Consider the following 26,436-nt stretch of genomic DNA (forward strand, 5'->3'; position numbering starts at 1 on the left):
AAAATTGTTTTGACAAGATGAACTTTTACCTTGACGGCCCCACCGATATTCCCTATATTTAGAGTAATAATTAATTAAGTTGGTTCAGAGAAACCAGGATTATGTTTATTAACTGATATAAATTTAATTTTAAAGGACCATTCTCTGACACCCGTCTGTGATTGGTCCTTTTTGCGAGGTAAGAAAATGAAGAAGACAATGATGATTGCGCTGGATTTTCCGACGCAGATGGACGTAAATACGTTTTTGGATCAATTTGCGTACCCAAGTCAGTTGACGGTCAAGATTGGCATGGAACTTTTCTATCGATACGGTCCTGAGACGGTCAAAGAAATCAAAAATAAGGGGTGTTCAATCTTTTTAGACCTGAAGTTAATGGACATTCCTAATACTGTATACGCGGGTATGTTTCAGCTTGCTCAACTTGGAGTTGACTACGTGACCGTACACATGCTTGGTGGAAGTGAAATGATGAGGGCTGCCAAAAGGGGATTGGTTGATGGCAGTAATCAATCTCATAATCAGGTTCCCGAGTTATTAGGGGTGACCGAATTAACTTCCATTTCAAAAGCCGGACTTGCTAACGAGCAAAATTGTTCTTTGAGTATGAATGAGCAGGTGGTTTCTCTAGCTAAGTTAGCTAAAAGTTCTGGTTGTGAAGGGGTCATTACCTCAGCTAAAGAACTGCCTGACTTAGTGAAGCAAGTTGGGAATGATTTTGATTACGTTGTGCCGGGAATCAGAAGTAAAGACGACGCCAGTGAAGATCAAAAACGGGTGGCAACACCAGAACAAGCAAGACGTGATGGTGCGTCTGCCATTGTGGTAGGACGTCCAATTACGCAGAATGAACATCCCTATCGGGCTTATCAAAAATACAATGATGAATGGAATTAAAAAAAGGGGGACAGATTAGTTATGAATAGTACAACTGAGATTTTAGAAGACCTGATTAACGACCAAATCGTTCAACTGAATCCAAGACGCCCCTTTACGTTTGCCAGTGGGATTAAGTCGCCAATTTACACCGATCTGCGTTTAACGATTTCGTATCCAGAACTAAGAAAAAAGATTTATCAGGCACTTAGTCAGTTAATTCAGACTAATTTTCCGAACGTCACGGTCATTGGTGGAGTAGCAACTGCTGGAATCCCTCATGCAGCTTGGGTAGCTGAAGAAATGAAGTTACCGATGATCTACGTTAGATCCAAACCAAAGGATCATGGGACTAGTAAACAGATTGAAGGAAAAGTAGGCCCAGATGATCACATTGTGCTGATTGATGATCTAATCTCAACTGGCGGAAGCGTGATTCAGGCGGCTCAGGCAGTTCAAAATGACGGCCATCAAGTTGATGGGGTAGTTTCCATCTTCTCCTATGGTTTTAGTGATGCCGACGATAATTTTAACAAGGCCGATTTAAGATTTGTTCCGCTGTTAACTTATCCTGAACTAATTAAGCAAATGCTTAACAACGGTCAAATCGAAAATGATCAGTACGAGCGACTTAATAAATGGCATCAAGACCCCTGGGCATGGAAATAAATCACTTTTTTAATTCTTCGTTTTTTAAGGATATATTACAATCTGTTATCGCTTACAATTCCCTGTTGACACGTGAAAATTTTAACTATATGATAGGAATTGTTGATAGATAGACGACTATAAATCATGGGAATAGGAGAATTAATATGGTAAAAGCAGCAGTTGTTAGAGATAATTCAGATGGATACGTTGATGTTAAAGATGTCAAACTTCGTCCAATTCACGAGGGTGAAGCTTTAGTTAAAGTTGAGTATTGTGGACTCTGTCATACTGACCTCCACGTTGCCTCAGGTGACTTCGGTGAAGTTCCTGGCCGAATCATTGGTCACGAAGGTGTTGGACGTGTAACTCAAGTTGCTGACGATGTTACCGACTTAAAAGTTGGCGACCGAGTTTCCATTGCTTGGTTCTACTCAGCTGATGGCACTTGTGAATACTGTGTTACTGGTAATGAGACCTTATGTCGTAACGTTAAAAACTCTGGTTTCACCGTTAACGGTGCCATGGCGGAAGAATGTATTGTTGATGCTAAGTACGCCGTTAAGGTTCCCGAAGGTTTGGACCCCGTTGAAGCAACTTCATTAACTTGTGCCGGTGTTACCACTTACAAGGCTTTAAAGATTGGTGACACGAGACCCGGTAAGTGGGTTGAAATCGTTGGTGCCGGTGGATTAGGTAACCTGGGTGTTCAACTTGCCAAAAACGTCTTTGGTGCTCCAGTTGTAGTTGTGGATGGAGATCCTAAGAAGTTAGAAGCTGCTAAAGAAAATGGTGCCGATGTTTTGATTAACAGACATGACGGTAACGTTGCACAACAAGTTCAAGATAAAGTTGGTGGGGTTTACGATTCAATCGTTACTGCCGTTAACAAGGATGCTTTCACTCAATCAGTTAACGCTTTACGTCCTGACGGAACCTTAGTTGCGGTTGCTCTACCAAAGGGTGATATGGCACTTAACATCGACAAGACCGTTCTTGACGGTATTAAAGTTGCTGGTTCACTAGTTGGAACTAGACAAGATCTTAGAGAAACCTTCCAGTTCGGTGCTGAAGGTAAGGTTAAACCAATCGTTAGAACTGACAAGTTAGAAAATATCAACAACGTAATTGATGACATGAAGGCTGGTAAGATTGTTGGCCGTGTTGTTTTCGATTTCACTGGTGATGACAAATAAATTAAAATTATCAACTAACTTAAGAAGTAGAATTCATAGAATTCTGCTTCTTTTTTTAATAATTAGTCCTGGGTCCGTTATAATAGAAGAATAAAACTATTTTCAAATTCATAACGAACGAGGAATCATAATGACGGAACCAAAGTATAAAATTGCAATCCCAAATCAGGTCGTTGAACGTCTCCATATTAAGCCGGGAGCCAAATTGAACTTGACACTGCGAAGACAGGGCATGACGGTAGAGAAAGTTAATGATGGCACGCCGAATTCGTGGAACGTTTCGATCTGGTGGTCGCTGATTCCGGCGGTGATGACCGCGTTAATCTCACTGATCTTTTTTAAGTATCGGCACTTTCAGATCGTCCCCATCAGTGGTAAATATTCGATTGCCAGTGGCACCATTGTATTGGGACTGTTTTTTGGTGCTTTACTGTTTACGATTTTTCTCATTAAAAGTCGCAAGAATCCACAAAATACCATTTATCGCAATATTTACTGGCGAAACTTTCCAACGATTGTTCTATCCTTTACTGCCAGTTTATTGGTTGGGCTGCTTGGGGTATTTTGGATTCTGGGAATTGCTTTTAAAGGCGCCACTTTCGATGTGTATACGGCGACCATCATCATTGCCATTTTAGAGGGAATCGTGAACTACGTCATGATTAGTGTGGCAGTGGCTCTAACGCCGACTTTATTAGTCGATCTTTTGAACCTAATCATTGTTTCTGGTGTTCTGATCTCCATGTCGTCAAACAGTCATCGCTACTGGTGGCGCCATAATCTGAGCTTTTTGGGGACGAGTCGAGCAACCGACAGTTGGCAGTTTAACTTGACCATTATCTTTTCCGCTTTATTGATGTGGGCCGTGATTGATTTCTTGTTTGTTTCGTTAAAATCAGTTCAAAGACCAACCATTCAAACTTGGATTTTACGAACCCTTTTGACGTTAATGGCGTTTAACGTGGCCGCTATCGGGATTATTCCCAATGACATTCAGATTCCGTGGATGCATTTTTGGCACACTCAGTTTGGCTGGTCGTTAGTTTGGATTATTATTATTCTGATTGCTGGAATTCGTTGGCTTTGGCCTGGAATTTCTAAAAACTTCCTGAAAACGTCGTATTTGATTGGACTACTACTAGTGCTGGCCAGTATCCTCTTTCAAGTTGTGCACTACTTCTCACTAACAGCCTTTGAGATTACTTCGTTCACGTTGGCCTTTTCTTGGATTATGATGTTATTTCAGTACATCTTAGACGTCGTGAACAAGGGAACGCTTGATTTTACCGTGACGCTCGCTAAAAATAACAAACAAAATTCATGAAATAAATAACGTGATATCCTACAATTAGTTCATGGAGGTGTTAAGTATGAGTAGAGATTTAGAATCAAAAGTACGTTTAAATAATGGCGTTGAAATGCCCCAATTAGGAATGGGTGTTTGGAAGAGTGATAATAAAACCGCCGCTCAATCCGTTGAATGGGCACTAAATGATGGTTATCGAGCAATCGATACCGCTAAACAATATGGAAATGAAGCCGGTGTTGGTGAAGGTCTGAAAAAAGGTCTGGCTGACAACGGATTAAAACGTGAAGATGTTTTTCTAACGACTAAAGTATTTAATGGTGATCAAGGATACGATTCAACTCTTGAAGCTTTTGAAGGCCAATTAAAGCGTCTTCAAACTTCATACGTTGATTTGTTACTAATTCACTGGCCAGTTAATGGCAAGTACAAGGAAACTTGGCGCGCTCTTGAAAAGATTTACCATGAGGGTAAAGCACGTGCCATTGGAGTTTCAAACTTCAATATTCGTCGTCTAAGAGATTTGATGAAGCATGCTTCCGTAAAGCCAGCTGTCAACCAAATGGAATTTCATCCCTTAGAACAAGAAGCTGACATTAAAGAATACTGTGACTTAAATGACATTAAACTTGAAGCATGGTCACCACTTGGTGGTGGAGCCGCTTTAAACAATCCACTTGTTAAGAAGGTTGCTGAAAAGTACGGTAAATCAACCGCACAAATCATCATTCGTTGGGACATGCAACGTGGCATTATCTCAATTCCAAAGTCAGCTCATGAAAAATACATTAAAGCCAATGCTGACATCTTTGACTTTGAACTTGACGACGATGACATTCGCCTAATTAATAGCCTTAACGTTGACAAGCGTTCAATTTGGTACGGTGACTTCCGTTGGAATGGGAATCCTGATGCTCCAGTTGACACTGTTGACCAATGGGATGACTAATTTAGTCAAAAGAGAAGCGTGTGCTTCTTTTTTTTATTGGTTGTGATTGTGACTGATAGCGTTTTTATTAAGATTTCGTTATAATGAAATTGTAAATAAATTAACAAAGGGAGAATTATTATGATTATTAAAGCAATTAAAAGTGCCCTTAACGTAACCAAAAAGCATTTTTGGATTTTGTTAGCAATGGTTGTTCCTGCGATCTTAATATCCGCTGTTCTGGGTGGATTAGTTAGCAGCCTGCAAAATTCTGAGGCTTTGAGTTTAAGTTATAGTTTGGGTGCCAGTTTTAGTATCTGGTTAATCTCGATCATCGTTGGAATTATTGGGATTGTATTATTTGAGTCAGCAGCGATGGGATACCTGACTGGTGACGAGACCAATACGTTTAAATTTGAAGATGCCTTTGTGGCATTTAAACAAGGAAACACTTGGTTAGTGGCAGCATTGTATGCCGCTTTTATGGATTTGATTAGTTTCATTTTTGGTGCATTATTTGTTGCCTCCGCTGGCGTTATTAGTGCTTCATTTGTTCCTCGAGTCTTTGGTTTTAACACCACCACCGCTCAAGTGGTCGCTTTGATCATTGTTGGAATTGTGATTCTAGCATTAGTTGGAATTGCTTGGATCTTCGTTGCTACTGGGTTAGCGTTCATTTACTTAACCTACTTTGATGCCCAACGAGCTGGTAAAAAAGTTCATCTAATGGATGGCTTTTCAGCTTCATGGAAACTCATGACTGGCAATCGTTGGGGTCTGATTGGTTTGAAGGTTTTAAACCTAATCATTGCCATCGTAACCTACGCGGTGATTGTGCTAGTAGGTGCACTACTATGGTGGATCTTTGCCTCAATGTTGACATGGACCGTCTTTGCAATTGTGCTTGAAGTCATTTTGACGGTGCTCGCCATCGCAATTTCAATCTTTTACATGGTATGGTTCTCAATGGCTAACATTAAATTCTACGAAGAAATTAAATAGTTAATCATTAGTTACAAAAAGAGAAGCAAGTTGCTTCTCTTTTTTTACGTTGTCAAAAAGAACTCGGCGTGTAATAATTCTAGTAACGAAAAATGGAGGAATACATATGATTGCAAATGCAATGACAAAGTCGTGGGGAATCGTTAAGAAGAACTGGTGGATGATGTTTTTAATGGGCATCCCAGCTGGGGTCGTGGGAGCTTTTTCGGATCCAATGATGTTGTTCAAGCTTCAAGGCATGCAAAGAGCCCTTTTCTCAATCTTTGAATTAATCGTTGGTCTGGTGGGAATCTTATTTGCTGCCTCTCTGGCCATGGGATACGCCAAGAGTATTCAAAATGATAGTTTTAAGTTTAAGAATGCTTTTGTGGCTTTTAATCGTAAGTACAATTGGCCTGTCATCATTCTGGTAGGACTATTAATGACACTTGCAGAGGCCTTTGCAACCCTCCTATTGATTGTTCCCGGCGTCATCTTGTCGGTTGGATGGGGTCTTTGGATGTATTCGTATCAAGATGAAATTGAGACCGGAAAAGAAGTTGGGATTACTCAAGCATTTACCGATGCTTGGCAAACAACGAAGGGTTACAAGTGGAACTTTTTTTATCTGCAGCTGTTATTTTTCTGTATGTATTTCGTATTAACCATTTTGATGACAGCCGTTACAACCGTTGTGAAGGGTAATTCTATTTTAGCCGCGGTGGTTTCTGTGATTGTATATGTTCCAATGATTTTCATTAGTTTCTGGAATTCAGCGGCTCAAATCATTTTCTACCGTGAAATTAAAAATAAATAAGTGTCAAAAAAGCGTTCATCATTTGATGAACGCTTTTAATTTTTCTATCTTTATTTAAACAGGGTGTTAATTTGATCATACTCGGCGTGGCTAAGGTCAATATCTAACGCTTTAGCATTGCTTTTGACTTGCTCTGGCTTTTTGGCACCCGGAATAACAACCGTGATATCAGGATTCTTGATGTACCAAGCAATGACGATTTGAGCAACGGTAGCGTCATGCTTGTCGGCAATTGGCTTTAGTTGGTCAACTTTTTCAACAATCTTTTTGAACTCTTTGCCTTTAAAGTCGGGATTGTCATGTCTGATATCATCCTCTGGGAACTTAGTCTCTTTGCTGTACTTGCCGGTCAAGAGTCCAGATGCAAGTGGGAAGAATGGAACAAATGAAATATCGTGTTCCTTTAGATATGGGAATCTTTCCCTTTCGGCTGAGCGATCAATCAAGTTGTATTCTTCTTCATCAATGTCAACCAGCCCGTCAAGGTTGGCCTGCTTTAATTGTTTCATTGACATGTTTGAAACTCCGATGGCACGAATCTTACCGGCTTTTTTCATTTCGTTTAAAGCAGCCACTGATTCGTTTAATGGGGTGTGATCATCTGGAAAATGGATGTAGAAGATATCAACGTAGTCGGTTTGAAGTCGTTTCAAACTATCTTCGACGCATTGTTTTAAGTATTCCGGAGAGTCATCAATAACAACGCTTCCATCGCTTTGAACCTTTTGACAACCCTTAGTAGCGATCTGAATCTTAGAACGATCGTATCCCTTGATGGCTTCACCGATTAGTTTTTCTGATTCGCCCATGCCATACGCAAAGGCAGTATCTAGCAGGGTAATGCCAGAGTCTAAAGCTGTTTTAACGATTTCGATTCCGGTTTGGTCACTTAAGTTTGGAAATAAGTTGTGACCACCAACGGCATTAGTGCCTAAGCCTAGTGGGACTGTTGTTACATCTGATTTGCCAATTTCTACTGTTTTCATGTTAAATCCCTCCGTTACTGATTGAGTTCTGCTTTAATCTCAGGTTGGGCAAGCAAATAGTGATAGATAATGATCGCTTGATTACGCTTGGTATCTTTTGCTCCATACAACAAAATTACGTTACCCGATTTTAAATGGGTGGAAATTAATGATATAAATCCGGGCATTTGTGGATTATTTTTTAGTTCATCCAAATACTTTTGTTTGAATTCCTCAAACTTGGCGGGGTCGTGTCCGAACCATTTTCTTAGTTCGGTACTTGGAGCGATTGATTTGAACCAAATATCTAGATCGGCGTTAACCTTCGAGATTCCACGAGGCCAGAGACGATCAACTAGGATTCGGTATCCATCCTTATCGACGGGCTTGGTATAGATTCGTTCAAGCTTCAATTCCATTTTTCTTACCTACCTTCATTGATTATTTGATCTCTTATACTATAAGCAAGTATACGATACCTTGGTGCCCAAACGTTAGAATTTAGTCTTCAATGTGGTAAAATCAAGTGTAAAAAAATTAAGGAGGGACAGTATCATGGTTAGAAAAAATCGGATTTCGGATGGTATTTCCAAATTGCACGGTTCGGCCAATGAATTCTTGAAAAAATTTCAAACTGAAATCGATGAAAAACGACATCCTAATAAACAGAGAGTGATTGATGGGACAGATATTGAGCTGGCGCCACGGCAAAAGATTGAACGTCATCGTTATCCAGATTTGGTGGACTATGGCACCTATTATTCCGCAATCATGGATAATGGGCATACTGTTCTGGTCAACCCAGATTACCTTGAGTACAGCGTTGAGGTTATGCCCGGTTCCTATGATCAAGAGCATCATTTCATAAATGACACTAATCACTGGCGGATGTATTATGTTGATGGTGTTGGAATCGATCGTTACTCGGCTCCCATCCCAGAATCCTATGATTATCTACAGGATATGGATAATGATGAGGCCGATAAATTCCCAGGAATTCCCGGAGATCGATACGGAAATCGATGGGCGATTGGGTATAATTCAAAGGATAAAATCCTGTTAGTAAGTAGCGAGGCACTCAGTTTGAATAAACGTTAAGATGTTACCAAACGTCACATTTGTAACGTAAAACTAAATTTTGTGAGATGAAAATATGGAACAGTTAAGCATTGATAAAATAATGGAAATTCTTCCAAACCGTAACCCAACTTTATTTGTGGACCGAGTGGATCAGCTAACTCCGGGCGAGTCAATTGATGCCGTAAAGAACGTCACCGCTAATGAAAATTATTTTCAGGGTCATTTTCCCGGATTTCCACTAATGCCAGGAGTTTTAATTGTTGAGACCTTATCGCAGGTGGCGTCAATCCTCATTTTGAAATCGCTTGATGTTGATCCTAAAAGTAAGGTTACTAAACTTAACAAAACTAAAAATGTGAAGTTTAGACACATGGTTCGACCCGGCGACACTTTGAAAGTTCACGTTGATTTAAAAGAAGTTAACGATGGAACCTACACGATGGTGGCTGATAGTGAAGTTAATGGCGATAAAGCTTGTTCGGCCACGCTTGAATTCTCGTTAGCTGACCGGGTCGATTAAGTAGGTGATAAGTAGTGAGTGCTTTTAAAATTATTTCAAGCGCCAAAAGTGTTCCTGAAGAGGTCGTCACTAATGACGACCTGGCTAAGATTATGGACACCTCTGATGAATGGATCAAGAGACGAACGGGCATTTCAAGTCGGCACATTGCGGTTAATGAATCTACAACGTCAATGAGTGTGGAAGTGGCTAAAAAGCTTTTGAAAAGTTCTGGGACTGATCCTAAAGACTTGGATTATGTAATTGTGGCCACCATGTCATCTGATTATCAGACTCCATCGACGGCTGCTAGCGTTCAGGGTGCGATTAACGCTACCAATGCGGTGGCGTTTGATATTGATGCCGCATGTACGGGTTTTGCGTTTGGAACGTCAATTCTTAATTCGTTGTTAGCAAAAAAGAACGGTAGTTGTGGGATTTTGATTGGTGCGGAAGTATTAAGTAAGTTTTTGGACTGGTCAGATCGATCAACTGCCGTGCTTTTTGGTGATGGAGCCGCTGGAATCTTGGTTAAAAATGATCCTAGTTCTGATTCGAAGATCTTAGGAGAGTCCCTTCAAACTTATGGTGATTTGGGGTCAGCTTTAACAGCTGGACACTTTCCCTGCGTTACACCATTTGGGAAAAGTACCAATCAGGAAAATCGGTTCTTTAAGATGGATGGTCATAAAGTGTTTAACTTTGCGTTAAAGAGGGTTCCCAGTTCAATTAAAATAGCACTAACAGATGCTCATTTAGCTTTAGATGATATTGATGTTTTTGTCATGCATCAAGCTAATGCCAGAATTATTACTAGCGTTGTTAGAAGGCTTGATTTGCCGAAAAGTCGGTTCCCAATTGATATTGATGAATATGGGAATACAGCGGCAGCTAGTGAACCACTGCTATTGGCAGATTTGCTTACAAGCGGTAAAATTCAAAGAGGAAACAAAGTTGCCCTTGTCGGTTTTGGTGGCGGATTAACTACTGGAACTGTTATAATTAATTATTGAGGACAAACAAATTTTATTAAATGGAGTGATTATTTATGGCTGAAAAAGCAGATAAGAATCAGATTTTTGACAAGATTAAGGCGGTTGTTACCGACCAAACCGATATCAACCCCGATGACATTAAAATGGACGCCAACTTCAAAGATAACTTGGATTTAGATTCATTAGATATCTTTGAAATTGTGGATGCCCTAGAAGATGCCTATGACATCGAAATTGATAGTGATGAGGGCATGGAGACGGTTTCTGACCTAGTTGATTATGTTGCAAAGCAAATTGACGAAAAGAACGATAAATAATAAAGTGTTTTTTATTTTAGGAGTGTTTTAAATTTTGAAAATCGGTTATTTATTCAGTGGCCAGGGACAACAGTTTGCTAACATGGGATCTGACTTGTATCAAAATAACGATACCTATAAAAACGTGGTCGATACCGCGTCGCATACTTTAAATCTTGATCTATCCGATCCGAAGGTTTTTGACGATCCTGAAAATACTCAGATTGCCATTTTGACTTTGAGTTATGGGATTTACCAGATTTTAGCTGGCAAGCTTCCTAAAGCGCAGGCAATGATGGGTCTTAGTTTAGGCGAGTATAGTGCTTTAGTATCTGCTAAAGCACTATCTTTTCAATCAGGATTAAAATTAGTGCGTGACCGAAGCTACTACATGGATGAAGCCGGAAAGCAAAATCCCGGTTCAATGGCTGCTGTGTTAAAGGTTGAGCCCCAAGTGGTGGTTGACGTAACTAACGAAGTTGATGGAGCATACCCAGCTAATTTCAATACCAGCGAACAAACTGTGATTGGTGGGACTGAGTCTGGGGTCAAAACAGCTAGTGCAGAACTTAAGAACCGGGGAGCAAAGCGAGTCGTTCCCTTAAAAGTTGCCGTTTCTTCACATACTCCGCTGATGCAACTAGCTAGTGATTTGCTTTCAAAACGAATGGAGAATGTTGCCTTTAAAACCCCGGAGGTTCCAGTTATTAGTAATACTGACGTTGACCTGTTTAACAAGGATAACCTCTCCGATACGTTAACCCGTCAGTTGGTCAATCCAACCCACTTTAAAGCGGATCTAGAATTCATGGTCAAAAACTATGGAGTGGATACGCTGATTGAGATCGGGCCGGGGAACACACTGACTAAATTTGCAAAAAAGACACTTAAAGATGTCGATGCTTATAGCGTTGACAGTTTGAAAAAATTGAATGATTTACAAGCAAAACTTGGTTTGGAGAACTAATTCATGACAACGAAAAATGACAAAAGCACGGTTTTAATTACTGGTGCTACTAAGGGAATTGGTCTGGCAACCGCTAAACGATTAGCAAAAGATCCACATAATTTTGTGATTGTGAATTCTCATCAAGAATTAAGTGATGACGAAGTAAAAGATTTAAAGTCACAGTTTGACACTGAGATTGAGATCTTGATTGGCGACGTTTCAAAAGAAGAAGACGCTGAGTCAATGGTGAACCAGATCTTAGATGAACATGATCATCTCGATGTATTGGTTAATAATGCTGGGATTACCAGGGACAAACTCTTAACGCGGATGAGCGAAGAGGATTTTAAAGCTGTGTTAGACACCAACCTCGTTGGAACGTTTAATATGACTAAGTATGCCTTAAAGACCATGCAAAAGAAACGAGCTGGTGTTATCATCAACACTTCCAGTATTTCGGGACTTCACGGAAATATGGGACAGGCTAATTATTCGGCAAGCAAATCAGGGATTGTTGGTTTAACAAAGACGACGGCACAAGAGGGATCACTTAGAGGGGTTCGTTGTAACGCCGTTGCTCCTGGCATGATCAAGACCGACATGACGGCCAAATTGAGTGACAAAATTATTTCGAGGTGGGAAGATACCATTCCCCTTCATCGTTTTGGAAGTGCTGAAGAAGTAGCCGAAACAATCGAGTTTTTGATTAATAATCAATACATTACCGGACAGGTAATCACTGTTGATGGCGGACTCACAATGTAGTTCCGTTTATTTAAGGGAGGATTCAATTGGGTAATAGAGTTGTTGTTACGGGCATGGGTGCAGTAACCCCGATCGGGAACGATGCTGAGACTTTTATTGATAATTTGTTGGCTTCAAAGGTTGGAATCGAAAAAATCACTAGTTTTGACACCTCTGAGATTAAAGCTCACGTGGCAGCCGGCGTAAAGGACTTTGATCCAAGCAAACGCTTAGCTAAACGAGACTATCATCGAGTAGATCCATTTGCGCAATATGCACTTTACAGTGCCGTAGAGGCAATGGACCAAGCTGGGTTGAAACGAGGAGAATATGATGGAAAGGATCTTGGCGTCATCTACGGATCTGGGATTGGTGGTATTAGTACCATCGAGACGCAGGTTCTAAAAATGTACAAAAAGGGTCCCAGACGTCTTTCTCCGTTATTTATCCCAGAAACCATTATTAATATGGCTGCTGGCAATATTTCGATTTACTTTGGCGCTAAAAACACCAGTAAAGCCGTGGTTACAGCTTGTGCAACTGGAACCAACGCGATTGGCGATGCTTATGAATACCTTAAAGCTGGTAAGGCTAAAATGATGATCGCTGGTGGATCAGAGGCAGCAATTACTCCGGTTGGGATTTCAGCCTTTGCGGCCCTAACAGCTCTTTCTTCAAGTGAAGATCCAGCTCACGCTTCCATGCCATTTGATAAAGATCGGGACGGTTTCGTAATGGGCGCTGGTGCTGGAACCTTAGTGCTTGAAGATTACGATCACGCCAAAGCGCGTGATGCACATATTTTGGGTGAAATCGTTGGCTACGGCCAAACGAGTGACGCTTACAACCTTACTGCTCCGGATCCAGATGGGGAAGGGGCCATTGGGGCCATGCAACAAGCATTGGATGAAGCTCACATCAAGACTTCCGATCTTGATTACATTAATGCCCATGGCACAGCAACTCAATCTAATGATGTTTCTGAGTCAAAGGCCATTAGCAAGTTGTTTAAAGATAATGACCACGTCTTGGTTAGTTCAACCAAGGGGATGACTGGTCATGCCCTTGGAGCTGCCGGGGCCATTGAGGCCGTGGCAATTCTTGGAGCCATGAAGCACAGTCAAATGCCAGTGAATGTTGGTGTCAGTACCCAGGATCCAGAAAGTCATATCAGGCTAGTGGATAAAGAGAATGCTAAAAGACCGGTCAGTACCGCCATTAGTAATTCATTTGGATTTGGTGGTCATAACGCGGTCATTGCGATAAAGAAGTGGAATCAATAATGAATGAAAAAGACATTGAAAAATTAATAACTAAATTTGATAAGTCCAACTTACAAGAATTAAAAATTGACGAAAACGGTCAACAACTTTATTTCTCCAAGATTGACAGTCATTCTAAACTAGTCACCCGTGTTGAAAAAACGGCGGATGATAAATCGGATGAAAATCAGGAAAAGCTTCAGTTGAATGCACCTACTAGTGGTAATTATCAACTAAAGGCACCGATGGTGGGAATATTGTATTTTGCTCCTAGTCCTGAAAAGCCCGACTTCAAAAAAGATGGTGATCGCGTTCAAAAGGGTGAAACGGTTTGTATCATTGAGGCCATGAAGATGGTCAATGAAGTCAAAAGTCCGGTGAGCGGCACCGTCGTGAAACGTCTGGTTGAGAATGGTTCGATGGTTGAGTATAACGAACCAGTTTATGAGATTAAGGAGGATTAGTTATGGCATTGAATGTTAATGATTATATCCCTCAACGTCCCCCAATTCAGATGATCGATAAGATTGACACCATTACCCCGGGAGAGGGAGCCGAGGCCACTAAGATGTTGGCAGGAAACGAATGGTACTTTGCAAATCAAGGTAATCATCCGACACTGCCACGTCCGTTGGTGCTTGAGTCAATGGCTCAGACTGGAGTGGTTGCTCTCTTATCAATGCCAGAATACAAGGGTAAAAACGCCTTTTTTGGTGGAATCAAACAAGCTGAGTTTAAAGATGATTTTCGACCGGGCGATGTTTTACATTTAAAGGTTGATTTATTAAAGGTTAAACATAATATTGGAATTGGAAAAGGTGTTGTCACTAGGGACGGACAAGAAATCGCTAATGCAACGTTGATGTTTGCGGTTGAATCATAGTGAGTGAAAGGTGATTTAATGTTTAAAAAGGTACTGGTGGCTAATCGGGGCGAGATTGCAGTCCAGATTATCCGTGCGCTTCATGATATGAATATTAAGGCAGTGGCAGTGTATTCAACTGCTGACGCTGATAGTTTATTCGTAAAATTGGCCGATGAGTCAGTCTGTATCGGTGGACCATTTCCAGACGAGTCATATCTCAATATGGCAGCAATTGTTGATGCAGCGGTACTTACTGGTTGCGATGCTTTGCACCCGGGATATGGCTTTTTGTCTGAAAACGCTGATTTTGCGGAACTTTGCAATCAGTGTGGCATTAAGTTTATCGGTCCAAGTGCTAAGGTCATAAATTTGATGGGAAATAAAGGCAATGCTAAGGAAGCCATGAAAAAAAGTGGTGTCCCAACGATTCCTGGCAGTGATGGTTTTATTGACTCCGTGGAACAAGCCAAAGAAGTCGCTCATCAAATTGGTTATCCAGTAATGCTGAAGGCTGCTGCCGGTGGTGGTGGTAAGGGCATCCGAAAAGTTGCTGATGACGATGAACTGGCTAAGGCTTTTCAGGATACGAAACGGGAGGCTAAACTTTCCTTTGGCGATGATCGATTGTACATGGAAAAAGATCTAAACGATGCCAAGCACATTGAGATGCAAGTCATTGCCGATGAGCATGGTAACGTTGTTTATTTTCCCGAACGTGATTGTTCACTTCAACGTAATCACCAGAAGATCATTGAAGAAAGTCCATGTGCCGAAATTAGTCCGGCAAAGCGCAAAGAACTTGGTCAGATTGTCGTTAACGCCACCAAAGGAATCCAGTATACAAATACAGGTACATATGAGTTCTTAATGGATCGGGATCACAACTTCTACTTTATGGAAATGAACACCAGATTGCAGGTCGAGTACACCATTACCGAAGAAGTTGCCGATGTGGAAATCATTAAAGCCCAAATCTTAGTTGCAGAAGGTGAAAAATTACCCTTCACGCAGGCTGATTGTGGCGTAAAAGGCTACGCTTTGGAGTGTCGAATTGATGCAGAAGATCCCAGCAATAATTTTGCCCCATCGCCGGGTAAGATTACGAGTTTGCACCAGACTTATGGTACAAAGGGAGTTCGAGTGGACTCTGGCATTGGACAAAACGACGTCATTTCGCCGTACTACGATTCAATGATTGCCAAAATCATTGTTCACTTGCCCACTAAGAAACAGGCTGTCCATAAGATGCGTCGGGTTCTTAATGAGTTTCACATTGAAGGGGTCAAAACCAACCGAGATTTCTTGATTGCTTTACTAAATGACAAGCATTTCTTGGCTGGGGATTTTAACAATAATTACATTGAAAGTACGTTCTTAAAAGAATGGATGAAGAAACATGGCAAAAAGTGATTTTGAGAATTTGAATTCTGATGAGCTGACCAAAAGAATGGATCAGATTCCTGATGATATTTGGGTGAAATGTCCTTATTGTGGGACTACTTTTTACAAAAAGAAACTTGGTAAGTACAAAGAATGCCCAAATTGTGGCTATGCTTTTCGGATTGGAGCCAAAGAATGCATCCAAATGATGTGCGACGACTTTGCACCCATTAATACTGATTTAAAGGCTTCCAAAAAATTTAAAGACGATAATTATGTGGCAAAACTAAAGAAGGCCAGAGAAGTTACTGGGATAAACGAAAGTGTTCTATCGGGAATCGGAACGATCAACGGTGTCAAAGTTGCGGTTGCCGCAATGGACTGGCGTTTTATTATGGCCAGTCTAGGAACGGCTACTGGCGAGATCTTGGCTCGTTTATTTGAAACGGCTACTAAGAAGGATCTGCCAGTGATTGTCTTTACTGCTTCTGGTGGTGCGCGAATGCAGGAGGGAATTCATTCCTTGATGCAGATGGCCAAGGTCTCTGAGGCAGTAGCTGAGCATAGTAAGGCTGGGTTGCTTTACATCAGTGTGCTGGGCGATCCTACCACTGGTGGTGTGACCGCCAGCTTTGCCATGCAGGGTGATATTTTGTTGTCAGAACCCCATGCTTTGATTGGTTTTGCTGGTCGTCGGGTGATTGAAAAAACGATCCAACAGCGTCCGCCAAAAGATTTTCAGCGGGCTGAAACGTTGCTTAAAAATGGCTTCTTGGACGATGTCATTAAACGTTCTGAATTGAAAGAAACGTTAGGGAAGTTACTAAAATGGCATCAGGTAGGTGATCTTAATGGCTAAAAAAACGGCATGGGATAAGGTGCTGGCCGCTAGAGCTGCCAAAAAAATTGGGGTTGATGATTTAATCAATGGCATTACCGATGATTTTATGGAACTTCATGGTGACCGGGCTTATGGTGATGATCCGGCTGTTTATGGTGGGATTGGCACCATGGACAACATTGCCACTACGTTTGTGGGGATTAGAAAAGGGTCGGACTTAAACTCCAACATTGAGCGGCACTTTGGTTCCGCAGAACCAGATGGATATCGGAAGGCTTTGCGTCTGATGAAACAGGCCGAAAAGTTCAACCGGCCGATTGTCACCTTAATTAATACACCAGGCGCCTATCCTGGCGTTGATGCCGAGTATCATGGAATTGGTTATACGATTGCTCAATTAATCTTACAAGGAATGCAACTAACCGTTCCTTATATTAGTGTGATCGTTGGCGAAGGTGGCAGTGGTGGTGCTTTAGCACTGGCTGTCGGTGATTGTGTCTGGGCCTTTGAGGATAGTATTTATTCGGTGCTCTCACCCGAAGGTTACGCCACGATTTTGTGGAAGGACCCCAGTCGGATGAAAGAAGCTGCTTCAGTGATGAAATTAACGCCGGATGATTTGTTGTCTGAAGGAATCATCGATCAGATTATTCCCGAAGCTGATACGGTTGATGGTTTCGAACGTTTCAGAGGCGATCTGGTTAAAAAAATTAGGGAATTAAATGCATTATCTAAGGATGATTTGGTTGCTAAGCGACTTTCCCGTTACCGAAATTTTTAATGAATGAATTAATTTTTTGATATAATGATGTAAATTAGATATTTGGTTCTAGGAGGATTTTGAAGATGGCTGATTTATTAAAAGGAAAAAAAGTTGTTGTGATGGGTGTGGCGAATAGGAAAAGTATTGCTTGGGGATGTGCACAAGCAATTAAGTCACTTGGAGCTCAAGTTATTTTGACATACCAAAATGATCGTTTAAAGAAGAGTATTGAGAAGACCATTGGTGATGAAGAGTTCCCACTGGTTGAATGTGACGTGGCCGAAGATGCTAACGTCCAAAAGGCTTTTTCCGAAATTCATGACCGTTTTGGAAACATCGATGGGGTTATTCATGCCATTGCTTTTGCTGACAAAGAAACCCTTCAAAATGGTGTGATTAACACCAAAAAAGATGGTTACAACTTAGCCGAAGACATTAGTGCGTACTCATTTATCTCAGTTACTCGTTATGCCAGCAAGATTATGAACAAACCTGGTAGCATTTTAACGTTAACTTATATGGGTTCAACTCGTGCCATTCCTGATTACAACATGATGGGAATTGCTAAGGCATCCCTTGAATCAGCTATGCGTTACCTTGCTTCTGAACTTGGTAAAGACCAAATTCGAGTAAACGCAATTTCCGCTGGAGCCGTTAAAACTTTGGCTGTTACCGGAATTAAGGGTCATCGTGACCTTCTTAAAATGTCACAATCATTCACCGTTGATGGTGAGAATGTAACAACTGATCAGATTGGTAACGTTGCTGCTTTCTTAGTTAGTGATTTATCAACCGGTGTTACTGGTGACATTATCTACGTTGACAAGGGTGTTCATTTACTTGCCTAAATTAAAATTAATTTAAATATCCCATAGTCGTTGATCGGCTATGGGATTTTTTTGACTCAAAGGTGGGAGTTTGGTCATGATTACACATTAAAACAAGTGTAACCAGATACATACTTGCTTTAAAATGCTGATATGACAGGCTTTTATGTCAGAATCATTCTAACTAGAATTGTTTTTGATTGCTAAATAACGAAAACTTGTTGAATATGAACACATGGTAATTACTCGAAATACCATGCTTGAATCAAATTAGATTAATAGAGGTGAATAATTTGAGTTTAATGAACGCAAAAGAAATTATGGATCTAATTCCTAATCGTTACCCGATTTTATTTATTGACCGGGTCGATGCGATGGATCCAGGCAAGTCCATTACGGCTACCAAGAATGTTACAATTAACGAAAATTATTTCCAAGGACATTTTCCTGGTAATCCAGTCATGCCCGGTGTTTTAATTATTGAATCGATGGCCCAGGTTGCTTCAATTCTGATTTTGAAGTCGCCCCAGTTTAAGAACAAAACGGTTTATATGGGTAGCATTCGCAACGCGAAGTTCAGAAAGATGGTGGAGCCCGGTGATGTTCTACGCTTTGAGGTTAAGATTGATAAGGTTAGAGGAAGTGCTGGCTCAGTTTCGTGTGTGGCATACGTTGGCGATAAAAAGGCTTGTGACGCTCAGTTGACCTTTATCGTAAGTAACAAGGAAAGAGAACAATAAAATAGGTAATAGGAGTCGCAAATGGGTAGTTTTTCAATCTTAGAAACGGCAAGGTCAACGCCCAATAATGTTGTTACTAATCATGATTTAACTAAAATCATGGATACCTCTGATGAGTGGATCAAACGACGGACCGGTATTCACGCCCGTCACATTTCTAAGTCAGAGACTAATACTTCCATGTGTACTGATGTTGCAACTAAGCTCATTAATAAGGCCAATATTTCTGCAAGTGACGTTGATTTCATCATCGTAGCCACCATGTCATCAGACTTTCAAACTCCCTCAACTGCAGCAGCGGTTCAAGGAAATCTTCATGCCGACAATGCAATTGCCTTTGATCTAAACGCCGCTTGTTCCGGATTTGCTTACGGAATTTACGTCTTGAATGCGTTGCTTGCAAATAAGCCGCATGCAAAGGGCATTTTAATTGGCGGTGAGAAGCTAAGCAAATACATTGATTGGTCGGACCGTTCAACGGCGGTCCTGTTTGGGGATGGTGCTGCGGGAATTCTAGCTACCAATGATGGAAGTGAGTCAGAGGTACTTGCTAGTGACTTAGAAACAGTTGGAGAACTTGGTAATTCGCTAACGGCTGGGCACTTCGCTGATGATACACACCAGCCGTATTTCAAGATGGATGGTCATGAAGTATATCGTTTTGCTACTCAAAGGGTTCCAGAATCCATCAAACTGGCGCTTTCAAAGGCAAACATTGGCTTAAGTGATGTGAAGTACTTTATCGTTCATCAAGCAAATGAACGAATTATTAAAAGTATTGCTAACAAATTAGATTTATCGATGGAAAAGTTTCCCGTTAATATCAATAAGTATGGCAATACCGCTGCGGCGAGCGAACCATTGCTACTTAGTGAAATGGTAGAGGAGCATCAGATTAACCGTGGTGACAACCTTGTTTTAACCGGTTTTGGTGGTGGATTAACCATTGGAACCGTAGTAATTAGATACTAAATACAAAAAATATTATGGAGTGATAAATTATGGCAGATCAAAACGAAATTTTTAACAAAATCAAGGACTTAATCGCAAAACAAACTGATGTACCAGCATCAGACATCAAGATGGACACTAATCTTAAGGAAGACGTTGATATTGATAGTCTTGACTTTTTTGAAGTGGTTGACGGACTTGAAAATGAATATGACATCGAAATTGAAAGTGATGAAGACATCAACACCGTCCAACAATTAGTTGACTACATTCAAAAGAAGATTGCGGAGAACGATAAATAATCAGTAAAATTATTTATTTGAACAGGAGGAAATCATTTGAGTAATCGAGTAGTTGTAACAGGGATGGGAGCTGTCACCCCCATCGGAAATGATGCCGAAACCTTTTCCAACAATTTGTTTAACTCTAAAGTGGGCATTGCACCAATTACCAAATTTGATGCTAGTAACACGGGTGTAACGGTAGCTGCTGAAGTTAAAGACTTTGATCCAAGCAAGCGTTTAGATAAACGTGCCTACAAACGAATTGATCTTTTTTCACAGTACGCTTTGTACAGTGCTAAAGAGGCCATGGATCAAGCTGGCCTGAAACAGGGTGATTACGAACCTGAGGACCTTGGTGTCATGTACGGAAATGGAATTGGTGGTCTTACTACCATTGAGAGTGACATCATCAAGATGCACGAAAAGGGACCAAAGCGAGTTTCACCACTTTTTGTTCCTAAAGCCATTGCTAACATGGCAGCTGGAAATGTTTCCATGTACTTTGATGCGGAAAACACGTCTCAGACCATTGTGACGGCTTGTGCTTCAGCTAATAATGCCATTGGAAACGCCTTTGAACTAATTAAACAAGGGAAAGCCAAGATGATGATTGCTGGTGGAACTGAAGCTGCCATCACCGAGATTGGAATTGCTGGATTTGCTAAATTGACAGCTCTTTCAACCGCTGAAAAAGTAGAAGATGCCTCAATGCCATTTGATAAAGACCGCAATGGCTTTGTCATGGGAGAAGGGGCTGGTACTCTTGTACTTGAGGATTATGACCATGCTAAAGCACGTGGTGCTAATATTTTGGCCGAAGTGGTTGGATACGGTGCTACCAGCGATGCTTATCATATGACTGCTCCGAACCCCTCTGGAAAAGGTGCCATTAGAGCCATGAAGGAAGCCATTGATGAAGGTCACATTAAAACTAGTGAACTTGATTACGTTAATGCGCACGGTACCAGCACTCACGCTAATGATGTTGCTGAAGCTGGTGCGATTGAAAAGTTGTTTAAGGATAACGATCACGTCAAGGTTAGTTCCATTAAAGGAATGGTGGGACACTCCCTAGGTGCCGCCGGTGGACTTGAAGCGGTTGCTTTAGTTGCTGCCCTTCAAAATGATCAGATGCCGGTTAACGTGGGGATGAAGCATAAGGATCCTGAGATTCACGTTGATTTGGTCAATGAAGATAACAAAAAGGCGCCCGTTAATACTGCAATTAGTAATGCCTTTGGCTTTGGTGGTCACAATGCGGTAATTGCAATGAAGAAGTGGAATGAAGATTAGTGAATGAACAAGATATTGAAAAATTAATTGATAAATTTGAGCAATCGAGTTTACAAGAAATTAAGATTAATCAGAATGAAGGGGCCGTTTACTTATCCAAAATTCCTGATCACGACAGCTTGCATGCAAGTGAGTCAGTTAATGAATCCAGAAAGCCGGCTCAACTTGAATCTGCGTCAATTGATGCAACTGACGACTCCGATAATTATCAATTGAAAGCTCCAATGGTTGGAATTCTTTATTACGCTCCAAGCCCAGAAAAGGCCGACTTTAAGCAAGATGGTGATCATGTTAAAAAGGGTGAGACCGTTTGTGTAATTGAAGCCATGAAGTTGGTTAATGAGGTTAAAAGTCCAGTGAGTGGGACCATCGTTAAACGAATGCCTGAAAGTGGTTCGATGGTGGAATACAATGAACCGATTTTTGAAATTAAGGAAGACTAGAAAGCTCAATTCATATTAGTTTAAAAAGGTGATTTAATGTTTAAAAAAGTGCTGGTTGCAAACCGCGGTGAGATCGCAGTTCAGATCATCCGTGCACTTCACGAAATGAATATCAAGGCGGTGGCGGTTTATTCAACCGCTGATGCTGATAGTTTATTCGTAAAATTAGCTGACGAATCCGTATGTATTGGTGGACCGTTTCCAGATGAGTCATACCTAAACATGGCAGCAATTATTGATTCCGCGGTTCTTTGCGGATGTGATGCGCTCCATCCCGGGTATGGCTTTTTGTCTGAAAATGCTGATTTTGCTGAATTATGTGAACAGTGCGGAATTAAATTTATTGGTCCCACCGCTTCAGTAATTAATCTGATGGGGAATAAGGGTAATGCCAAAGAAGCCATGAAAAAGAATGGCGTTCCGATAATTCCTGGTAGCGATGGGTTTGTTGATACTTACGACCAGGCTAAAGAAGTGGCCCAAAAAACTGGTTATCCCGTGATGTTAAAGGCTGCTGCCGGTGGTGGCGGTAAGGGAATTCGAAAAGTTACTAGTGAATCTGAATTAAAAAAAGCCTTTAGTGATACGAAGCGTGAAGCCAAACTTTCATTTGGGGATGACCGGCTTTACATGGAAAAAGATTTAAATGATGCCAAACACATTGAAATGCAAGTCATCGCCGATGAACACGGGCACGTGGTCTACTTTCCGGAACGAGACTGCTCAATGCAGCGTAATCATCAAAAAATAATCGAAGAAAGTCCATGTTTAAAAATTACGCCTGAAAAACGCCAAGAACTTGGACAGACCGTGGCTAAAGCCGCTAGGGGAATTGGCTACACTAATACCGGAACCTTCGAATTTTTGATGGATAAAGAAGAACATTTTTATTTTATGGAAATGAATACGAGGCTTCAAGTTGAATATACCGTTACCGAAGAGGTTACTGGAGTAGAGATTATTAAGGCTCAGATTTTAGTGGCGGAGGGTCAAAATCTGCCATTTAATCAGCAAGACTGTGCGGTCAAGGGTTACTCACTTGAATGTCGGATCGATGCCGAGGATCCTAGCAATAATTTTGCTCCGGCACCAGGTCAATTGCGTCAGATGAAATTTCCAACTGAATCAGATTCCATCCGGGTTGATTCCGGAGTGGAAGCTGGTGACATGATTTCACCATATTATGATTCGATGATTGCCAAAATCATTGTGCACCAACCAACTAAACGCAAAGCCGTTTTAGAGATGAAACAGATTTTGAAAGAATTGGTTGTTAGTGGTGTTACTACAAATCGTGATTTCTTGATGGGTCTGATCTCTGATCAGCATTTTTTGACCGGTGATTTTAACAATAATTACATTGAGAGTACGTTCTTAAAAGAATGGATGAAGCAGTATGACGAGCAAACGGTTTGAAAGTATTAGTCAAAAAGAGTTAAGTCAGCGAATGGATCAAATCCCCGATCACATCTGGGTCAAATGTCCAATCTGTCAGAAAAGTTTCTACAAGAAAGACTTGGGAAGATATAAAGAGTGTCCCAATTGTCACTACGCCTTCCGAATTGGAGCTAAAGAACGCATTGAGTTAATGTGTGATGATTTTGAACCCATTAATACCGATTTGAAGGCTTCCAAAAAATTTAACGACGAAAAGTACGTAGCTAAATTGAAGAAGGCACGCGCGGTGACTGGTCTAAATGAGAGTGTTTTGTCTGGGATTGGTACCATTGATGGAAATCAGGTAGCGATGGCTGCGATGGACTGGCGCTTTGTAATGGCAAGCCTTGGGACGGCAACGGGTGAGATTCTGGCACGACTGTTTGAAACGGCAACGAAAAAGAAGCTTCCCGTGATTGTGTTTACTGCTTCTGGAGGAGCCCGGATGCAAGAGGGGATTCATTCCCTGATGCAGATGGCCAAAGTGTCTGAAGCGGTTGCGCAACACAGTAAAGCGGGCTTACTGTACGTCAGTGTTCCCTGTGATCCCACTACTGGTGGGGTGACTGCCAGTTTTGCAATGCAGGGAGACATTATTTTGTCAGAGCCCCACGCTTTGATTGGTTTTGCGGGACGTCGGGTGATTGAAAAGACGATTCAACAGCGCCCACCAAAAGACTTTCAACGATCAGAGACATTACTTAAAAATGGGTTTTTGGATGGGGTCGTGAGACGACGCGATCTAAAAGAGACACTTAATAAAATTCTAAAGTGGCATCGGGTAGGTGATAATGATGAGTAAACCAACCGCATGGGATAGAGTTATAAATGCTAGAGCTGCGGGTAAGATTGGGGTTGATGACCTCATTAACGGAATTACCGAAGATTTTATGGAACTGCATGGTGATCGGGCTTACGGTGATGACCCCGCCGTATACGCTGGGATTGGAACCCTTGATGAAATTCCGACGACGTTGATTGGGATTAGAAAGGGCTCGGATCTAAATTCCAACATCGAAAGGCACTTTGGTTCGGCTGAGCCTGACGGATACCGCAAAGCGCTGCGATTGATGAAGCAGGCCGAAAAATTCAATCGTCCAATTGTTACCTTGATTAATACTCCTGGAGCTTATCCTGGTGTAGAAGCCGAGTACCACGGGATTGGCTATACGATTGCGCAATTAATCTTACAGGGAATGCAACTGAAAGTTCCTTACGTAAGTGTGATTGTTGGTGAAGGTGGCAGTGGTGGTGCCCTGGCATTAGCTGTTGGTGACTGCGTCTGGGCTTTTGAGGATAGTATCTATTCGGTTCTTTCTCCAGAAGGATATGCCACCATTTTGTGGAAAGATGCTAGTCGGATGAAAGAAGCTGCTTCAGTCATGAAGTTGACTCCAGATGACCTACTAAAAGAAGGAATCATTGATCGAATTATTCCTGAAGTAAATACCGCCGATGGTTTTGAACGGTTTCGTGGTGATTTGGTGAAAAAAATTAAAGAACTAAATGCGATGCCAAAGGATGAGATGCTTAAGAAGCGGTTTGCTAGGTACCGTAATTTTTAGTCAATGACCAAGATGTATGAGAGTGTTACTATTGTATCTGTTGAAAATAGTGAGACTCTTATTTTTTATCTCTCGGACCCAATCAGGTCTAATAAAATGAAAATGAGGAATTAGCATGATTAAATTTTTAAGTGATTCGATCACCACAAAAGCATTTCAACCATACTACCAAGACTTAGAAATCACCGATAAGCCCAAAAAGCAACAGACGCTTGTTGGAAGGGTTTTGTTAGCTAAACTGGTGGGGATGCCAGTACAAGACGCCATTAAAAACGTTGACATTGATTTTGGACATTACGGGAAACCCTATTTTGTGCCAAATGGCTATCATTTTAACATTGCTCACTCTCATGACGCGGTTTTGGTGGTAATTTCTGATCAACCAATTGGAGTTGACTTAGAACAGATTCGTCCTTATGACTACACCAGGATTACCAAGGCTTTCACCCCAGCAGAACTTGATTACTTAAAGAATTTAAAGGGCGAACGGCAAGGTGAACAAGCCTTAAGATTATGGACCATCAAGGAAGCGGTCTTAAAACTTCAGGGAGTCGGATTGATCGGAAAACCCAAGTCCGTTGAGGTTTCATTACCTCACATGGAAAGTGCTAGAAGAAACGATGATTTGTACCAGATTAACTTTTTGGACGTGGGATGGAAGTACATTGGGACTCTTGCTACCCAGGTGAGTGAATAAATCATGAACGATATTTTAAATGCACGCGTAATTCATAGCTTAATTAGTAATCCCATTGATCAAATCGAGGTTTATGACCAGTTACCGTCGACTAACGAAGAGGCTCAAGTTGAAGTCTGGCATCGTCCTGGCATGATCATTGCTAACGAACAGACGAAGGGGAAGGGCCAAAATGGTCATCATTTTTATTCTCCTGCAAACAACGGGGTTTATTTTACGGTGGTGTTTCAGGCCCAACCAAGGTATCTTGATAATCCAGGCGTTTTAACACTTGGGATTGGGGTTGCCGTTACGGACGCCATTAAACGGGTCTACAACATCGATACTCAATTGAAATGGGTCAATGACGTGTATCACGATGACAGTAAGGTCTGTGGGATTTTAACTGAAATTCAGAGTAACGAAGATAACGAGCCCGAGAACTTTATCATGGGCATCGGCCTCGATATTGGGATCATGCCGTTTTCACGTAATGGTGACCAAATGGTGGGGAGTTTAAACGTGGTACCACCACTTAAAAGGAACCAGTTAATTGCTTCGGTTTATGACCATTTGTACGAGGTCTATCGCGAGTGGGACGATGATCGGATTATTAATCAATATACTAAGCGGCTGCTGTGGCTTAACAAACAAGTTTCCCTTATCAATCATGATAATGAAATCACTGGAAAATTGGCGGGAATCGACGAACGTGGGCACCTTTTGTTAAAGACACGAGACCAGCAAACGTTAAACCTGGATCCGAATGTGACCAGACATATTAGGAAGATGAAATCTGACGATTAATGTTAGGTTTTTCTTTTTGTGT

32 protein-coding genes are annotated in these 26,436 nt (G+C 41.3%); 30 read left to right on the plus strand and 2 right to left on the minus strand.

The features are described from left to right. Positions 1 to 186: 186 nt before the first annotated feature. The 7 genes from pyrF to AC6UD4_RS00830 all read left to right on the plus strand — a co-directional run bounded on the left by pyrF (position 187) and on the right by AC6UD4_RS00830 (position 6,752). On the plus strand, positions 187 to 897 hold the full coding sequence (gene pyrF / locus AC6UD4_RS00800; RefSeq protein ID WP_500693402.1) for an orotidine-5'-phosphate decarboxylase: 711 nt from the start codon (positions 187 to 189) through the stop codon (positions 895 to 897). A gap of 21 nt (positions 898 to 918) precedes the next feature. Then, entirely contained in the window at positions 919 to 1,545 is a 627-nt protein-coding gene (gene pyrE, locus AC6UD4_RS00805) for an orotate phosphoribosyltransferase (protein WP_500693403.1), read from the plus strand. Positions 1,546 to 1,691: 146 nt separating this feature from the next. Further along, positions 1,692 to 2,720, plus strand: coding sequence for an alcohol dehydrogenase AdhP (adhP, locus tag AC6UD4_RS00810; protein WP_500693404.1), 1,029 nt, complete (start codon positions 1,692 to 1,694; stop codon positions 2,718 to 2,720). Positions 2,721 to 2,850: 130 nt separating this feature from the next. Continuing rightward, positions 2,851 to 4,044, plus strand: a complete 1,194-nt coding sequence (locus AC6UD4_RS00815) for an AbrB/MazE/SpoVT family DNA-binding domain-containing protein (RefSeq protein WP_500709623.1) — start codon at positions 2,851 to 2,853, stop codon at positions 4,042 to 4,044. Positions 4,045 to 4,090: 46 nt separating this feature from the next. Then, positions 4,091 to 4,975 (plus strand): aldo/keto reductase, encoded by an 885-nt coding sequence (locus AC6UD4_RS00820; protein WP_500693406.1) that lies wholly within the window; start codon positions 4,091 to 4,093, stop codon positions 4,973 to 4,975. Positions 4,976 to 5,095: 120 nt separating this feature from the next. Further along, positions 5,096 to 5,956 (plus strand): hypothetical protein, encoded by an 861-nt coding sequence (locus AC6UD4_RS00825; protein ID WP_500693407.1) that lies wholly within the window; start codon positions 5,096 to 5,098, stop codon positions 5,954 to 5,956. A 106-nt stretch (positions 5,957 to 6,062) separates the two neighbouring features. Next, positions 6,063 to 6,752, plus strand: a complete 690-nt coding sequence (locus AC6UD4_RS00830) for a hypothetical protein (RefSeq protein ID WP_500693408.1) — start codon at positions 6,063 to 6,065, stop codon at positions 6,750 to 6,752. A gap of 50 nt (positions 6,753 to 6,802) precedes the next feature. Here AC6UD4_RS00830 and AC6UD4_RS00835 read toward each other — a convergent pair whose 3' ends face one another. Then, positions 6,803 to 7,738: an aldo/keto reductase gene (locus tag AC6UD4_RS00835; RefSeq protein WP_500693409.1), complete on the minus strand. Its 936-nt coding sequence runs from the start codon at positions 7,736 to 7,738 to the stop codon at positions 6,803 to 6,805. A 14-nt stretch (positions 7,739 to 7,752) separates the two neighbouring features. Further along, positions 7,753 to 8,136, minus strand: a complete 384-nt coding sequence (locus tag AC6UD4_RS00840) for a DUF488 domain-containing protein (RefSeq protein ID WP_500693410.1) — start codon at positions 8,134 to 8,136, stop codon at positions 7,753 to 7,755. Between the two features lie 136 nt (positions 8,137 to 8,272). On the opposite strand from AC6UD4_RS00840, the gene AC6UD4_RS00845 reads away from it, so the two are divergent. The 23 genes from AC6UD4_RS00845 to AC6UD4_RS00955 all read left to right on the plus strand — a co-directional run bounded on the left by AC6UD4_RS00845 (position 8,273) and on the right by AC6UD4_RS00955 (position 26,414). Beyond that, positions 8,273 to 8,815 (plus strand): hypothetical protein, encoded by a 543-nt coding sequence (locus tag AC6UD4_RS00845; RefSeq protein ID WP_500693411.1) that lies wholly within the window; start codon positions 8,273 to 8,275, stop codon positions 8,813 to 8,815. A 55-nt stretch (positions 8,816 to 8,870) separates the two neighbouring features. Beyond that, positions 8,871 to 9,317: a 3-hydroxyacyl-ACP dehydratase FabZ gene (gene fabZ / locus AC6UD4_RS00850; protein WP_500693412.1), complete on the plus strand. Its 447-nt coding sequence runs from the start codon at positions 8,871 to 8,873 to the stop codon at positions 9,315 to 9,317. A gap of 14 nt (positions 9,318 to 9,331) precedes the next feature. Further along, positions 9,332 to 10,309, plus strand: coding sequence for a beta-ketoacyl-ACP synthase III (locus AC6UD4_RS00855; RefSeq protein WP_500693413.1), 978 nt, complete (start codon positions 9,332 to 9,334; stop codon positions 10,307 to 10,309). A 35-nt stretch (positions 10,310 to 10,344) separates the two neighbouring features. Then, on the plus strand, positions 10,345 to 10,608 hold the full coding sequence (locus tag AC6UD4_RS00860) for an acyl carrier protein (protein WP_500693414.1): 264 nt from the start codon (positions 10,345 to 10,347) through the stop codon (positions 10,606 to 10,608). A gap of 34 nt (positions 10,609 to 10,642) precedes the next feature. Beyond that, positions 10,643 to 11,554: an ACP S-malonyltransferase gene (locus AC6UD4_RS00865; protein ID WP_500693415.1), complete on the plus strand. Its 912-nt coding sequence runs from the start codon at positions 10,643 to 10,645 to the stop codon at positions 11,552 to 11,554. Positions 11,555 to 11,557: 3 nt separating this feature from the next. Continuing rightward, positions 11,558 to 12,301 (plus strand): 3-oxoacyl-ACP reductase FabG, encoded by a 744-nt coding sequence (fabG, locus tag AC6UD4_RS00870; protein ID WP_500693416.1) that lies wholly within the window; start codon positions 11,558 to 11,560, stop codon positions 12,299 to 12,301. A gap of 26 nt (positions 12,302 to 12,327) precedes the next feature. Beyond that, positions 12,328 to 13,563, plus strand: coding sequence for a beta-ketoacyl-ACP synthase II (gene fabF / locus AC6UD4_RS00875; RefSeq protein ID WP_500693417.1), 1,236 nt, complete (start codon positions 12,328 to 12,330; stop codon positions 13,561 to 13,563). Beyond that, positions 13,563 to 14,006: an acetyl-CoA carboxylase biotin carboxyl carrier protein gene (locus AC6UD4_RS00880; RefSeq protein ID WP_500693418.1), complete on the plus strand. Its 444-nt coding sequence runs from the start codon at positions 13,563 to 13,565 to the stop codon at positions 14,004 to 14,006. The genes fabF (AC6UD4_RS00875) and AC6UD4_RS00880 overlap by 1 nt, the downstream gene beginning before the upstream one ends. Before the next feature lie 2 nt (positions 14,007 to 14,008). Next, entirely contained in the window at positions 14,009 to 14,425 is a 417-nt protein-coding gene (locus AC6UD4_RS00885; RefSeq protein WP_500693419.1) for a 3-hydroxyacyl-ACP dehydratase FabZ family protein, read from the plus strand. 18 nt (positions 14,426 to 14,443) lie between these two features. Then, positions 14,444 to 15,817: an acetyl-CoA carboxylase biotin carboxylase subunit gene (gene accC, locus AC6UD4_RS00890; RefSeq protein WP_500693420.1), complete on the plus strand. Its 1,374-nt coding sequence runs from the start codon at positions 14,444 to 14,446 to the stop codon at positions 15,815 to 15,817. Beyond that, positions 15,804 to 16,646 carry an acetyl-CoA carboxylase carboxyltransferase subunit beta gene (locus tag AC6UD4_RS00895; protein ID WP_500693421.1) on the plus strand — a complete coding sequence of 281 codons (843 nt, stop codon included), beginning with the start codon at positions 15,804 to 15,806 and terminating at the stop codon, positions 16,644 to 16,646. Before accC ends, AC6UD4_RS00895 begins: the two co-directional genes overlap by 14 nt. After that, a complete protein-coding gene (gene accA, locus AC6UD4_RS00900) occupies positions 16,639 to 17,409 on the plus strand; it encodes a carboxyltransferase subunit alpha (protein WP_500693422.1) in 771 nt (256 codons plus the stop codon). Before AC6UD4_RS00895 ends, accA (AC6UD4_RS00900) begins: the two co-directional genes overlap by 8 nt. Before the next feature lie 65 nt (positions 17,410 to 17,474). Then, positions 17,475 to 18,239, plus strand: a complete 765-nt coding sequence (gene fabI, locus AC6UD4_RS00905; protein WP_500693423.1) for an enoyl-ACP reductase FabI — start codon at positions 17,475 to 17,477, stop codon at positions 18,237 to 18,239. A gap of 272 nt (positions 18,240 to 18,511) precedes the next feature. Next, positions 18,512 to 18,958: a 3-hydroxyacyl-ACP dehydratase FabZ gene (gene fabZ / locus AC6UD4_RS00910; protein ID WP_500693424.1), complete on the plus strand. Its 447-nt coding sequence runs from the start codon at positions 18,512 to 18,514 to the stop codon at positions 18,956 to 18,958. 21 nt (positions 18,959 to 18,979) lie between these two features. Continuing rightward, positions 18,980 to 19,930, plus strand: coding sequence for a beta-ketoacyl-ACP synthase III (locus tag AC6UD4_RS00915; protein ID WP_500693425.1), 951 nt, complete (start codon positions 18,980 to 18,982; stop codon positions 19,928 to 19,930). Positions 19,931 to 19,959: 29 nt separating this feature from the next. Further along, positions 19,960 to 20,211 carry an acyl carrier protein gene (locus tag AC6UD4_RS00920; RefSeq protein ID WP_500693426.1) on the plus strand — a complete coding sequence of 84 codons (252 nt, stop codon included), beginning with the start codon at positions 19,960 to 19,962 and terminating at the stop codon, positions 20,209 to 20,211. Between the two features lie 36 nt (positions 20,212 to 20,247). After that, positions 20,248 to 21,486, plus strand: a complete 1,239-nt coding sequence (gene fabF, locus AC6UD4_RS00925; RefSeq protein WP_500693427.1) for a beta-ketoacyl-ACP synthase II — start codon at positions 20,248 to 20,250, stop codon at positions 21,484 to 21,486. Then, on the plus strand, positions 21,486 to 21,929 hold the full coding sequence (locus AC6UD4_RS00930) for an acetyl-CoA carboxylase biotin carboxyl carrier protein (protein ID WP_500693428.1): 444 nt from the start codon (positions 21,486 to 21,488) through the stop codon (positions 21,927 to 21,929). The genes fabF (AC6UD4_RS00925) and AC6UD4_RS00930 overlap by 1 nt, the downstream gene beginning before the upstream one ends. Before the next feature lie 36 nt (positions 21,930 to 21,965). After that, on the plus strand, positions 21,966 to 23,345 hold the full coding sequence (locus AC6UD4_RS00935) for an acetyl-CoA carboxylase biotin carboxylase subunit (RefSeq protein WP_500693429.1): 1,380 nt from the start codon (positions 21,966 to 21,968) through the stop codon (positions 23,343 to 23,345). Further along, positions 23,326 to 24,168, plus strand: a complete 843-nt coding sequence (locus AC6UD4_RS00940; protein WP_500693430.1) for an acetyl-CoA carboxylase carboxyltransferase subunit beta — start codon at positions 23,326 to 23,328, stop codon at positions 24,166 to 24,168. The genes AC6UD4_RS00935 and AC6UD4_RS00940 overlap by 20 nt, the downstream gene beginning before the upstream one ends. Next, the gene (gene accA / locus AC6UD4_RS00945; RefSeq protein WP_500693431.1) at positions 24,161 to 24,931 is read left to right on the plus strand and encodes a carboxyltransferase subunit alpha; all 771 of its coding nucleotides are present in this window, start codon (positions 24,161 to 24,163) and stop codon (positions 24,929 to 24,931) included. Before AC6UD4_RS00940 ends, accA (AC6UD4_RS00945) begins: the two co-directional genes overlap by 8 nt. Before the next feature lie 115 nt (positions 24,932 to 25,046). Then, the gene (locus tag AC6UD4_RS00950; protein ID WP_500693432.1) at positions 25,047 to 25,628 is read left to right on the plus strand and encodes a 4'-phosphopantetheinyl transferase family protein; all 582 of its coding nucleotides are present in this window, start codon (positions 25,047 to 25,049) and stop codon (positions 25,626 to 25,628) included. A gap of 3 nt (positions 25,629 to 25,631) precedes the next feature. Next, the gene (locus AC6UD4_RS00955) at positions 25,632 to 26,414 is read left to right on the plus strand and encodes a biotin--[acetyl-CoA-carboxylase] ligase (protein WP_500693433.1); all 783 of its coding nucleotides are present in this window, start codon (positions 25,632 to 25,634) and stop codon (positions 26,412 to 26,414) included. Positions 26,415 to 26,436 lie beyond the last annotated feature (22 nt).

The organism is Fructilactobacillus sp. X3R5C2 (assembly GCF_059901175.1).